This window comes from Saccharopolyspora shandongensis (genome assembly GCF_900106995.1).
Taxonomy (GTDB): Bacteria; Actinomycetota; Actinomycetes; order Mycobacteriales; family Pseudonocardiaceae; genus Saccharopolyspora; species Saccharopolyspora shandongensis.
On sequence record NZ_FNOK01000003.1, the window covers coordinates 123650 to 135854 of the forward strand.

The 12205-nt window shown below is 69.9% G+C and carries 13 protein-coding genes; 6 read left to right on the top strand and 7 right to left on the bottom strand.

What is annotated here, in order from left to right; all coding sequences use genetic code 11:
* Positions 1 to 108: 108 nt before the first annotated feature.
* On the bottom strand, positions 109 to 1104 hold the full coding sequence (ligD, locus tag BLW84_RS03910; RefSeq protein ID WP_093261359.1) for a non-homologous end-joining DNA ligase: 996 nt from the start codon (positions 1102 to 1104) through the stop codon (positions 109 to 111).
* A 177-nt stretch (positions 1105 to 1281) separates the two neighbouring features.
* On the opposite strand from ligD, the gene BLW84_RS03915 reads away from it, so the two are divergent.
* The 4 genes from BLW84_RS03915 (at position 1282) to BLW84_RS03930 (ending at position 4004) form a co-directional block, all read left to right on the top strand.
* Complete coding sequence (locus BLW84_RS03915) at positions 1282 to 2028, top strand: DsbA family protein (RefSeq protein ID WP_093261362.1); 747 nt, start codon at positions 1282 to 1284, stop codon at positions 2026 to 2028.
* Complete coding sequence (locus BLW84_RS03920) at positions 2025 to 2654, top strand: vitamin K epoxide reductase family protein (protein ID WP_093261364.1); 630 nt, start codon at positions 2025 to 2027, stop codon at positions 2652 to 2654. Before BLW84_RS03915 ends, BLW84_RS03920 begins: the two co-directional genes overlap by 4 nt.
* Before the next feature lie 94 nt (positions 2655 to 2748).
* Positions 2749 to 3189 carry an ATP-binding protein gene (locus tag BLW84_RS03925; protein ID WP_093261366.1) on the top strand — a complete coding sequence of 147 codons (441 nt, stop codon included), beginning with the start codon at positions 2749 to 2751 and terminating at the stop codon, positions 3187 to 3189.
* Positions 3186 to 4004, top strand: a complete 819-nt coding sequence (locus BLW84_RS03930; protein WP_093261368.1) for a SigB/SigF/SigG family RNA polymerase sigma factor — start codon at positions 3186 to 3188, stop codon at positions 4002 to 4004. Before BLW84_RS03925 ends, BLW84_RS03930 begins: the two co-directional genes overlap by 4 nt.
* Positions 4005 to 4074: 70 nt before the next feature.
* On the opposite strand, the gene BLW84_RS03935 is transcribed toward BLW84_RS03930, so the two are convergent.
* A complete protein-coding gene (locus BLW84_RS03935) occupies positions 4075 to 4860 on the bottom strand; it encodes a M23 family metallopeptidase (RefSeq protein ID WP_093261370.1) in 786 nt (261 codons plus the stop codon).
* Positions 4861 to 5626: 766 nt separating this feature from the next.
* On the opposite strand from BLW84_RS03935, the gene BLW84_RS03940 reads away from it, so the two are divergent.
* Positions 5627 to 6532, top strand: coding sequence for a sulfite exporter TauE/SafE family protein (locus BLW84_RS03940; RefSeq protein WP_093261372.1), 906 nt, complete (start codon positions 5627 to 5629; stop codon positions 6530 to 6532).
* 275 nt (positions 6533 to 6807) lie between these two features.
* Here BLW84_RS03940 and BLW84_RS03945 read toward each other — a convergent pair whose 3' ends face one another.
* On the bottom strand, positions 6808 to 7977 hold the full coding sequence (locus BLW84_RS03945; RefSeq protein ID WP_093261373.1) for an NAD-dependent epimerase/dehydratase family protein: 1170 nt from the start codon (positions 7975 to 7977) through the stop codon (positions 6808 to 6810).
* 165 nt (positions 7978 to 8142) lie between these two features.
* Between BLW84_RS03945 and BLW84_RS03950 the strand changes: the two genes are divergently transcribed.
* A complete protein-coding gene (locus tag BLW84_RS03950) occupies positions 8143 to 8610 on the top strand; it encodes a GtrA family protein (RefSeq protein ID WP_093261375.1) in 468 nt (155 codons plus the stop codon).
* Here the strand turns inward: BLW84_RS03950 and BLW84_RS50120 are convergent.
* From BLW84_RS50120 to BLW84_RS03965, 4 genes are read right to left on the bottom strand one after another with little or no spacing between them, the layout of a single operon-like run.
* Positions 8517 to 9332 carry a glycosyltransferase family 2 protein gene (locus BLW84_RS50120; protein ID WP_342743099.1) on the bottom strand — a complete coding sequence of 272 codons (816 nt, stop codon included), beginning with the start codon at positions 9330 to 9332 and terminating at the stop codon, positions 8517 to 8519. The genes BLW84_RS03950 and BLW84_RS50120 overlap by 94 nt on opposite strands.
* Complete coding sequence (locus BLW84_RS03955) at positions 9254 to 10756, bottom strand: hypothetical protein (RefSeq protein WP_342743100.1); 1503 nt, start codon at positions 10754 to 10756, stop codon at positions 9254 to 9256. The genes BLW84_RS50120 and BLW84_RS03955 overlap by 79 nt, the downstream gene beginning before the upstream one ends.
* Positions 10753 to 11706: an NAD-dependent epimerase/dehydratase family protein gene (locus tag BLW84_RS03960; protein WP_093261377.1), complete on the bottom strand. Its 954-nt coding sequence runs from the start codon at positions 11704 to 11706 to the stop codon at positions 10753 to 10755. The genes BLW84_RS03955 and BLW84_RS03960 overlap by 4 nt, the downstream gene beginning before the upstream one ends.
* A gap of 50 nt (positions 11707 to 11756) precedes the next feature.
* On the bottom strand, positions 11757 to 12194 hold the full coding sequence (locus BLW84_RS03965) for an SRPBCC family protein (RefSeq protein WP_093261379.1): 438 nt from the start codon (positions 12192 to 12194) through the stop codon (positions 11757 to 11759).
* Positions 12195 to 12205: the final 11 nt, after the last annotated feature.

Sequence of the window (12205 nt, forward strand, 5' to 3'; positions counted from 1 at the left end):
AACGGTGATGATGGTCGTGACGACCGTTCTGCTCGCAACGTGGAGCCCCGCTCAATCGGATACACCGGTACAACCGGCGGCGAACGAGGCCGCGATCGTCGTGGACCACTAGGTCTCCCGGACCACGTCCCGCGGGCGCTTGTCGTTGCGCAGCCCCGAAAAGCGCGGGTGCCGCAGCTTCCCGTCACCGGTCCACTCGGTGAACCCGACCTGCGCGACCAGCTCCGGCGCCACCCAGTGCGCGCCGGGCTCGGTCACCGGGTCGGCGAACGGCGAGCGCTCGCGGGCCAGCTCGTCGAGCCTGCCGCGCAGGTCCCGCAGCGTGCGCTCGTCGTAGCCGGTGCCGACCTTGCCCGCGTAGCGCAGCCGCGATTCCTGGTAGTAGCCGACCAGCAACGCTCCGAAGCCGAACCGGGATCCCTTGGGGTCGGTGTAGCCGCCGATGACGAATTCCTGGTCGGCGACGCACTTGAACTTCAGCCAGTCGCGGCTGCGCCCGCCGTGGTAGGGCCGGTCGGCACGCTTGGCGATCAGGCCCTCCCAGCCGCGGCGGCACGCTTCGCGGAAGAACGCCTCGCCGTCGCCCGCGCGGTGCGCGCTGAACCGCAGCGGGTCGGCGAAGTCGAAGCACTCGCGCAGCAGGCGCTTCCGGGAGCGCAGCGACAGCCTCGTCAGGTCGACGCCGCCGAAGGCGATCAGGTCGAACACGTAGTAGTGGACCGCGACGCCGGTGCGGCGGGCCGCCCGCGGATCGGTGAGGTTGAGGCGCTTCTGCAGCCGCGCGAAGCTCGTCCGGTCGCCCTCGAAGGCGACCATCTCGCCGTCCAGCACGAACCGGTCGGCGCCCTGCGCGGCGAGCGCGTCGATGATCTCCGGGTAGGAGGCGTCGACGCGCTTGTGGTTGCGCGACCACAGCACCGGGCGGTCGCCGTCGCATCCGGCGATCACCCGCGCCCCGTCGAGCTTGCGCTCGAAGATCCAGTCCGGGCCGGAGAACCGGTGGTGGGTCAGCGTCGCCAGGGCCGGCTCGTGCCAGGTCCCGCCGGGCCAGGACCTCAGCAGACCGCTTTCGGCATCGTCCAGAAGGCGCAACGGGTCGTTCATCCTTTGCGGAATACCCGCCGAATTCGGCGGTGCAAACCGGTTCAGCTGAGAGCCAGCTGTGAACGACCTGTGATTTGGACCCCGCGAGAGTTCCCAATCGGGTTAATGCGAGAAACTGGATGAGCCGTCCTCACCCGCAATACCAGCGGGCCCGACCGCCGAAGGTGAAAGCACGCGATGTCGAAGAACAAGAATCCCGTGACCGAGAAGAGCGGGCTGTCCACGAACGTCATCCTCACCATCGTGGTGGTTGTCGTCGCCATCGTGGTGATCGGGGGCGTGCTGCTGTTCAACCGCAGCGGTTCGGAGAACAACGCGTCCAGCGGTCCCGCGGTGGCGGCCGAGATCCTGCGCAAGCCCGACAGCCACGTGCTGACCTCCGCGCCGGACGACAAGGTCACCGTGGTCGAGTTCCTCGACTACCAGTGCCCGGGCTGCCACTCGTACTACTCGGGGCTGACCAAGCAGGTCGAGAAGGACTACGCGGGCAAGATCACCTTCATCACCCGCAACTTCCCGCTCGACATGCACCCGCTGGCGAGGCCGGCCGCGCAGGCCTCCGAGGCCGCGGCGGTGCAGGGCAAGTACAAGGAGATGTACCACGCCCTCTACGACAACTACGAGGCGTGGGCGCTGGCGCCCGACGGCCAGAACGTCAGCACCGACGAGGCCAAGGCGCGCGGGCTGTTCGACCAGTACGCCCAGCAGCTCGGCCTCGACGTGGACAAGTTCCGCCAGGACATGAACTCGCCGCAGGTGAACGCCAAGATCGACGCCGACGTCGCCGACGGCGAGAAGGCCGGAGTGCAGGGCACGCCGACGATCTTCATCAACGGCAAGGAGTTCGACGCGGGCAACGTCCAGACCTTCCAGCAGCTCAACGACGCCTTCCGCGGCGAGGTCGAGAAGGAGCTCACGAAGTGACCGACGCCCACGCCGTCGAGCCGGCCGCCGCCGAGCGATCGCACCCGGCCGGCGCGCCGCGCGGCCTGGGCTGGCTGTACGTCGTGGGCGGCGTCATCGGCTTCGCCGGATCGTTCGCGCTGATCCTGGAGAAGCTGCAGAAGCTGGCCAACCCCGGCTACGTGCCGACCTGCAGCATCAACCCGATCATCTCGTGCGGTTCGGTGATGGAGAGCGCCCAGGCGGCGGTGCTCGGCTTCCCGAACCCGCTGATCGGGGTGGCGTCGTTCCCGGTGGTGGTCACCGCCGGGGTCGCGGTGCTGGCCGGGTTCCGGCCGCCGCGCTGGTTCTGGCTGGGCATGCAGCTCGGCACCACGCTGGCGGTCGGTTTCATCCACTGGCTGGTGGTGCAGAGCCTCTACGAGATCGGCGCGCTGTGCCCGTACTGCATGGTCGTGTGGGTCGTCACCATCCCGCTGTTCTGGTACACGACGCTGCACAACCTCGAGGCGGGCAACTTCGGCGGCGGCAAATCCGTCGGCGCGGCGCTGCGCCAGGTCCACAGCGTGGTGCTCGTGGTGTGGTATCTGGTCATCGTGGCCCTGATCCTGCAGCGGTTCTGGGACTACTGGACCACCCTGGTGTAACCGGCGGGCCGTCCGTTTGTTCGGTCCGGGCCTCGGGTACCAGGTGACTGTGAGTGAGGTGTGCCCCGCACCGACCGAGACGAGGTGGCCCGGGATGAGCGTGGAACGCGAGCTCGCGCACGTCGAGCCGGAGACAGCCGCGACGAACCTGGTCGAGGTCCGCATCGCAGCCGAACCCGCCCAGCTGGCGGTCATGCGGGCCGTCGTCGGCGATCTCGCGATGCGCGCCGACTACGACGTCGACACCATCGCCGACCTGCGGTTGGCCGTCGATGAAGCGTGCTCGTCGCTGGTCCGGCTGGCCGCCCCGGCCGCGACGCTCGTCTGCCGGTTCCGCATCGCCGGCGACCGGCTGTCGGTCACCGCCGAGGTCATCAGCGACGATGCGTTCGGGCCCCGCAAGGACACCTTCAGCTGGCGCGTGCTGAGCGCGTTGGCCGACGTTGTGTCAACCTCGGTCGAGTCGGATCCGGCTGCCAACGGCAGCCACCTGGTGCGGATCGAGTTGACCAAGGGACGGACGGCCCACGTGTGAAACGAGCGGACTCCAAGCCGACGGCGCATTCGCGCAACGAGCGCTACGACCGGCTGGCGCCGCTGTTCCGCGAGCTCGCGAAGCTGGGCAAGGAGGATCCGCGCCGCGGCGCGCTCCGCGAAACGCTGGTGACCGAGCACCTGCCGGTGGCCGAGCACATCGCCCGCCGCTTCAGCCACCGCGGCGAGTCGCAGGAGGACCTCACCCAGGTGGCCACGCTGGGGCTGATCAACGCGGTGGACCGCTTCGACCCGGAGCGAGGCGTGGACTTCCTGTCCTACGCGGTGCCGACGATCATGGGCGAGGTGCGCAGGCACTTCCGGGACACCGGCTGGGCGGTGCGGATGCCGCGCCGGCTGCAGGAGCTGCACCTGTCGGTGTCGGCGGCGATCGCCCGGCTGTCGCAGGAACTGGGCCGCGCGCCGACGCCGAGCGAGCTCGCGAAGCACCTCGGGATCGGCACCGACGACGTCTACCGCGGTCTGGAGGCGGGCAACGCCTACCGCAGCGCCTCGCTCGACGAACTGCTGACCGACACCGACGAGATCCCGCTCGGCGACGCCATCGGCTCCGACGACGCCGAACTGGCCGAGGTGGAGAACCGCGAGATGGTCCGGCCGCTCCTGCAGGACCTGCCGGACCGCGAGCGCCGCATCCTGGTGATGCGCTTCTTCCGCGGCATGACCCAGACGCAGATCGCCGAGCAGATCGGCATCTCGCAGATGCACGTCTCCCGCCTGCTGGCGCGAACGCTCGGCTTCCTCCGCCAACGCCTGGAGGAAGACCGACCGGCCGAAACCGCCGCCGAGCAGTAGCCGACCCGGAAATAGGAAGCCGCCCGGGACCCGTCGGGGGATTCGGGTCCCGGGCGGCTGCTCGGGGGCACTACAGGGAGATGCCGCGTTCTTCCAGCCAGGGCAGCGGGTTGATCTTGGTGCCGTTTACGTGGACCTCGAAGTGCAGGTGCGGGCCGGTGGACTGGCCGCGGTTGCCCATCGTGGCGATCTTGTCACCGGCATCGACCCGCTCGCCGACGCTGACGTCGATGGTGTTGATGTGCCCGTAGACGGTGATCGTGCCGTCGTCGTGCTGCACCCGGATCCACAGGCCGAAGCCGCTGGCCGGGCCGGCCTCGATGACCTTGCCCGCGGCCACCGAGCGGATCGGGGTGCCGATGCTGTTGGCGATGTCGACGCCCCGGTGGCTGGTGCCCCAGCGGGCGCCGAAGCCGGAGGTGAAGGTGCCTTCGGCGGGCTTGACGAAGCTGCGCGCCTTCCGCTTCCGCTCCTCCTCCGCGCGCTTGGCGGCCTCGGCGGCGGCCCGCTCGGCCTGCTCGGCCCGCTCCGCCTCCGCGCGGGCGGCCTCGCGCTCCTGCTCGATCGCCTCGCTCTTGTCGATCTTCTCGATCTCCTCGGCCGAGTCGATCCGGGACTCGGCGGCGAGCAGCCGGACCGCGGCGGGGCTCCGGGTGGTCCCGGTGACGGCGAGGCTCAGGTTCTTCGAACCGGTGAGCCGCGGCACGGGTCGGTCGAGCTCGGAAGCGGCGTTGGCGACCATCGGCTGCCCCACGGCGGCGAAGGCGCCTCCGGCGACGATGGTCGCGACGACCTTGCTGCGAACCGGGAGGGTGGCCGTCGGGGTATGGCCGCCCTCCTTGCGGTGCTTGCTCATCTTCACCTTCCGTCTCGGGGGATCCGGTCGCTGCCCCGCCGGGGGATTGCGGGGTGGCCGCCTCTTCGGGGGTGAGGCATCTCCTGTGACCGAACCGTGACGTACGAGCCGCGAACGTAGCTGAGGGTCATCGATAGACGCAAGCGTTGACCCGATCGGCGGTAAAAATCAGCACCGACGCCACTTGGCCAGTAACTCTGAGTGGTTCATGAAGATGACCATTCGATAACGGTCGATCCGGAAATCGCCGATTCGGCCGAGCCTGCCGGGCAGCCCACTCGAAACGATCAAGGCGTCGATCGTTTCCGCTGGTCCAGAACGAAAACGATCAGGCCGAGCCGCCGCATGCCGCCCGCCACACCACCCGGCGCCCGCCCCGCCGGATCCACAAAGGACACCGCGCCGCGCCGGCACCTGAACTCCGCGATCACCCGATCGACAAGATCAATCGGCCCCGAAAGTGGCCTTCGGCACACGAAGCGCGAAACCGCGCCGCAACCTTCCCGCAGTTTGAGAGCAGTGCCGCTCTATCGCGGGATCTGTTTCACTGTCCCGCATGACGCCTGGTGATCAGTGGCGGCTGCTCGTGCAGCGCCTCCACGTCGACCTGCTCCGCGTCACCTCCGCAGGGTGTCGGTGCGCGCGGTAGACCCGCCCGCTGCCTCTTCTCCCCACCCCGAACCGGATCTCGCCCGGCTGCGCAGCGCCGCATCGCGGCTCGTCGCGCGCCCACGCCGGTACTCACGCACGCACCTACGGAGACATCGTGCAAGCATTCCTGATCTTCGCCATCGGCGGTTTCGTCGCGCAGCTGGTCGACGGCTCACTCGGCATGGCCTACGGGGTGACGTCCACGACGATCTTGCTCACCGCCGGCCTCACGCCGGCCCTGGCGTCGGCCTCGGTGCACCTCGCCGAGCTCGGCACCTCGGTCGCCTCCGGCCTGTCGCACTGGAAGTTCGGCAACGTGGACTGGAAGGTGGTGCTCACCCTCGGCGTGCCTGGCGCCGTCGGCGCGTTCCTCGGCGCCACCGCGCTGAGCAACCTCTCCACCGAGGCCGCCGAGCCGTGGATGTCCACGATCCTGCTCGCGCTCGGCCTCTACGTGCTGCTGCGGTTCGCGATCCGCCCGCTGCAGCGCCGCCGGCTCACCGGCGTCAGCCCGAAGCTGCTGGCCCCTCTCGGCCTGGTGGCCGGGTTCGTGGACGCCACCGGTGGCGGCGGCTGGGGCCCGGTGGCGACGCCGACGCTGCTGAGCACCGGCAAGATCGAGCCGCGCAAGGTGATCGGTTCCGTCGATACCAGCGAGTTCCTCATCGCCGCCGCGGCGAGCCTGGGCTTCCTGACCTCGCTGTCGCACCAGGAGCTGTCCTGGACCACGGTCGGTGCCCTTCTGCTGGGCGGCGTGCTCGCGGCGCCGCTGGCGGCCTACCTGGTGCGCATCGTGCCGATGCGGCTGATCGGGGTCGGCGCCGGCGGGCTGATCGTGCTGACCAACGCCCGGACGCTGATCAAGAACTTCGAGCTGCCCGCTCCGTCGCCGACCATCATCTACGCGGCGATCGTCGTGGCCTGGGTCGCGGCGCTGGTCTACACGGTCCGCGTGATCCGGGCGGAGCGGCGGGCGACGACCGAGGTGGGCGAGCAAGCCGCCGAGCCGGTCGGGCACTGACCCGATCCGCCTCCGGACGGTGAAGGTTTACCCACGTGCCGTATCGCCGAGATCAACCGAACGAGTTACTGTTCGGTAGACCGTGTGGAAGCCCCCCGACACACGGTAGGCGCCCCGGGTGCGAAGTCACGCTCCGCGCCCGGGGCACCGCTCCCCGTTACCGGCCGCGATCGACGGCGGCGACCGCGGCGTTAGTGCTCAAGTGTGCCCGGCCGCGTTGGTATATTCCAGCCGCCACGCGGCCCAGTCGTGAGCCCAGTTGCAGCACCCGTCGTTCAGCGATCCGCACGCAGCGGATTCGCGGCGTGGCGCCAATTGACGGTAGGCCGCATGGCGGCGACGTCGACCCGCTCCTTGTACTTGTCCGCCACCCGGAACAGCGACTCGATGAGCGTGTCCGACAGCAGGTGCGGCTCCAGCCCCAGCTCGACCAGCCCGGTGTGCCGGACGTTGTAGTAGTGCTCGCCCTGCTCGACCCGCGGGTTGTCCAGGTACTCGATCTCGATCGGCCCCCCGTAGCCGTTGGCCACGATCTTGGCGATCTCCCCCACCGAGAACTTCTCGGTCATCTGGTTGAACACCCGGAACTCGCCGCGGTCGGCCGGGTTCTCCGCGGCTAGCCGGATGCATTCGACGGTGTCGCGGATGTCGATCAGGCCGCGGGTCTGGCCGCCGGTGCCGTACACCGTCAGCGGGTGGCCGAGCACGGCCTGGATGACGAACCGGTTGAGCACCGTGCCGAAGATCGCGTCGTAGTCGAACCTGGTCGCCAGCCGCACGTCGCGCGCGGTCTGCGGGGTCTCCTGGCCGTAGACGACGCCCTGGTTGAGGTCGGTGGCGCGCAGGCCCCAGGCCCGGCAGGCGAACTCGATGTTGTGGCTGTCGTGCACCTTGCTCAGGTGGTAGAACGAGCCGGCCTTCTTCGGGTACAGCATCCGGTCGGTCCGCCCGTTGTGGGTGACCTCCAGCCAGCCTTCCTCGATGTCGATGTTCGGCGTGCCGTACTCGCCCATCGTGCCCAGCTTGACCAGGTGGATGTCCGGGTCGACCTGCTGGATCGCGAACAGCACGTTGAGGTTGCCGATCACGTTGTTCTGCTGGGTGTAGACCGCGTGCCTGCGGTCGATCATCGAGTACGGCGCGGCCCGCTGCTCCGCGAAGTGCACGACCGCGTCCGGCCGGAAGTCCGCGATCATCGCCTCGGTGAACTCGCCGTCGACCAGGTCCCCGTAGTAGGACTTGATCGACTTGCCGGAGACCTCGCGCCAGGCGTCCAGGCGGACCTGCATGGGTTCGATCGGCACGAGGCTGTCCACGCCGAGCTCGTGGTCATAGCCCCGGCGGGCGTAATTGTCCGCGACCGCGACCTCGTGACCGCGGTCGGACAAGTGCAGAGCGGTCGGCCAGCCGAGGTAGCCGTCCCCTCCGAGGACGAGGATTCGCACGCCTTAACTCCTCCAGTTCACCCGTTGGATACAAACACCCGGCATGGTCTCATCTCGTGACCATTCCATGACCAACTCCCCTTTTCCTTGCCCCGCACTGAGAATTCGCTGAGTCCGGACTCGGTATGGTGCGGCCTGGCCGAATCGCATCGGAACGGAGCCCGAATGGCGCAGCAGACCAGCACCAGGAGCCGGTACTGGCGGCTGCTCGGCCGCTTCGCGGCCGCGTCGGTGGTGGCCACCGGAATCAGCCAGCTGGTGTTCCTGCTGTCCTACTCGCTCGGTGCCACGCCGGTGGCGTCGACCGTGCTGGCGTGGCTCTCCGGCGCGATCCCGAACTTCGTGCTCAACCGGCGCACCTGGGGCGGCGGCGGGCGGGCCGCGCTGCGCGGCGAGATCCTGCGCTACGGCGCGATCTCCGTGGGCACGGCGCTGCTGGCCGCGCTCGCCACGCACCACGCCGAGTCGCTGGCGCACGCGCTGTTCCCGGACGCCCGGGCCGGTCAGGTCGCCGTCGTCTGGGGCGCGTTCCTCGCGACCTACGCGGTGATGTTCGTGGTCAAGTTCTTCCTGATCGACCGGTTGGTGTTCCGGCGCTCCCGCCACCAGGTGCCGAGCACGACCCGCGCGTAGCGGTAGCCGTAGCGGAAGCTGCCGCCCTTCTTGCTCACCCCGGCCGTGCGCGGCAGCATCCGCATCGGCTGCTCCAGCACCCGGTAGCCGCGGCTGAGCACGCCGACCAGCAGCTCGGACGACTGGTACTGCGGCTGCTCCAGGGTCACCGAGTTGGGCACCTCGGCCCGCATGCCGCGGAACCCGAACGACGTGTCCGTGATGTGCTGCCCGGTCAGCGCGGTGACCAGCCAGGCGAACACGTAGGTGCCGACGCGGCGGATCAGCGCCGGCCGCTCGTTGCTGCCCAGCCGGCGGGATCCCGTGACGAAGTCGGCGCGGTCGTCGATCAGCGGGCGCAGCAGCTTGGGCAGCTCCGCGATGTCGTACTGGCCGTCGGCGTCGGTGGTGACGATGTAGCGCGCTCCGCGCTCGGCCGCCAGGTGGTAGCCGAGCCGCAGCGCGGCGCCCTGCCCGCGGTTGGTGGGGACGACGCAGGTCTGCGCGCCGTGCTTCAGCGCGACCTTGGCGGTGTCGTCGGTCGCGCCGTCGACCACTACCAGCTTGTCCACGTCCAGGCCGCAGCTGTAGGCCGGGATCCCGTCGAGCACCTCGCCGAGCGACTCCTCCTCGTTGTAGGCGGCGATCAGCACGACCGCCGGCGCTAACGACTGGTCGCCGTAGCGCGCGGCGTAGTCCTCCAGCGCCGCGCGGTCCACCTCGCTCGGGAAGGTCGTGGGCATTCTTCAACTCTCCTTGGGGATTCGGGTCGTGCGATCAGGGCGGTCACGCCGAGCGCACCCGCGAGCGGGAGCAGGATCAAGCCCGGCAACTGGTAGCGCCAGGAGAACTCCATCGCCGCGGCGGTGCCCAGCACGGTGGTCGCCAGTCCGGCGGGCAGCAGGCACACCGCCCGCAGCCCGGATCTGCGGGCCCGGCCGACGCCGAGCACCGCGAGCGTCGCGACCACCAGCGCGCCGCCCAGGCCGATGCCCGGCGTGTAGCCGCCGCCGAGCTGATAGGCGCGCAGGAATCCGGCCAGCGCCGGGTCGACCGAGTACGTGCCGCCGCCGTAGAGCTCCGCCCACTCCGCGACGTACCAGTCGGGGGCGAACATCGGGTAGACCGCCTGGAACTGCCAGCGGTCCAGCGGCACGTCGCCGGGGGTCTGGGTGCGGGTCGGGGCGAATCCCTTGAAGAAGTCGCCGGCCATCCCGCCGAGCACGTCCAGCGGCTGCTGCAGCAGGACCTTGCGGGTGAACGAGCCCTGCGCGGCGGCGACGTCCATGTCCACCGGCAGGAACTTCGCGACGTTCTCCTGGACGTTCCAGAAGTGGATGTAGAAGTCGATGCCGTTGGCGGCGCGGCGTTCCAGCGGCTCGTTCGGGCAGACGAGCTTCTCCTCGACCGTCAGGTCCAGGTTGTCGCACTCGGCGACCGCCGCGGCGCGGCCGTACAGGGCGCCGCCGCCGGAGCCGCCGAGGCCGAACGAACCCGTCCACGTCAGGTGATAGAGCGAGTAGCCGAACACACCGGCCGCGAACCCGCCGACGAGCGCACCGGCGGCGATCAATCGCCGCGACCAGCCCTCCCGCGGCCGCCAACCGGTCGCCAGCAGCACGAACGCCGCGGCGGGAACCACCAGCGTCACGCCCACGACGCGCACCACCACCGCCGCGGCGAGCACGATCCCGGCCAGCGCGGCGAGCCTCGGGCCCGGCGCGCCCCACCAGGTCAGCACGTAGATCGCGACCAGCAGCAGCACCTGGAACAGCAGATCGGACATGATGTTCTGCTCGATCTGCAGCTGGTAGGCGTCCAGCAGCACGGGCGCGGCGGCCAGCGCCGCGAGCCACGTCCGGGCCCCGAAACGCCGCAGCAGCGCGTAGATCCCGATGCCGAGCCCGAGGCCGAGCAGGTGCTGCACCACGACCACGCAGGTCAGGCCGCCGATCTTCAGCAGCGGCCACAGGAACAGCTCGTAGCCGATCGGGTTGATGCCGCCCGGGAAGAACGCCCCGACGTCGTCGAGGTAGCGGAACGAGTCGATGTAGAGCAGCGCGGGCCGGTAGGCCAGCTGCACGACGATGCGCAGGGCCAGCCCGGCGAGCAGGAGCAGCGCCAGCAACCAGTGCCGGCGGAGGGCGCGCGCGAGCGCCGCGCTCATCGCGCCCCGCGGAAGTCCGCCCAGACCGTGCGAAGACCCTCGGTGAGCTCGACGTTCGGGCGGTAGCCGAGCTCCCGCTGCGCCTTGGATACGTCCACGATCACCGCGGGCATCTCGCCGTTCTTGGCCGGCACGTGGGTGACCGGCACGTCCTCGCCGGTGGCCGCGCGGACCGCGTCGATGAGCTCCAGCACCGAGATCGAGCGCCCCGAGCCGATCACCACGGTGCCGGTGTACTCCTCGTCCCACGCGGCGAGCACGCCCTGCACGACGTCGTCGACGTGCACGAAGTCCCGCGACTGCGAGCCGTCGCCGTACACCTCGACGCCGCTGCCGGCCGCGGCCGCGCGCATCAGCCGCGGGATGAAGCTGTCCTTGTGCCCCATGCCGGGCCCGTAGATGTTGGTGAAGCGCAGCGCGCAGGTGGCCAGCCCGTACGCCCCGGCGTAGCCGGAGAGCAGCATCTCGCACGCCGCCTTGGTGGCGCCGTAGGGCGTGAGCGGGCGCAGCGGCAGCGCCTCGGAGATGGTGCCGCGGCCGATGTCGCCGACCACCGCGTTGGTGGAGGCGAGCAGGAACCGCCTGATGCCGCGGATCCGGGCCAGTTCCAGGAGTTCCTGGGTGACCGCGACGTTGCTGGCGTAGGTCTCGGCGGGCTGGTCCACCGAGCGGAGCACCGAGGTGATCGCGGCCAGGTGGATGATCCCCGCCGTGCCGGCCTGGACCGCCGCCTCCCGCACCGCCGGGTCCCGCAGGTCGCCGTCGACGTGGGTCAGCAGCTCGCTGCGCAACTCGGCGGGCGGGTCCTGCAGGCCGACGGTGGTGACCGGCGTGCCGCGCTCCAGGAAGGCACGAACCACGGCTCTGCCGACGAAACCGGTGCCACCGGTGACGACTACGCGATCGGCCTGGGCAGTGTCTGCTTCAGAAATTGTGGCGCTGCTTGGCACGCGCCCGACTCTAACGGCCGCCGGATCCGCCCCGGTCTACACCCTTCCCTCTACTGGGCCAGGAATTCCCGGAGCCCGTTCAGCCCGGTCCGGTAAACGCCGTGCGCGAAGGTCTTGTCCATCTTCTCCTCGTCCGCGGCGTCGGCGTCCCAGTACGAGTACCACTCGACGAAGCTGTGCCCGGTGTCGGTGATCGGCGCGACCCGGATCGTGGAGCGGTAAGTGCGCACCGGGAACGGGCTTTCCACGAACTCGTAGGTGTAGCTGCGCTCGACGTCGTCCAGCGACACCAGCCGTTCCCGGACCACGCCGCCGTCGGCGAGCGTCAGATGCCGGACGCAGCCCACCGCGTCGGCGACGCCGCCGCCCTCGATCTCGCTGCCTTCGATCGCCACGTGCCACTGCGGCAAGCCGTTGAAGTCGCGCACCGCCTGCCACACCTGCTCGGCAGAGGCCTCGATCACCGCGCTGGTATAGGACTTCGCCACCGTTCCTCCCA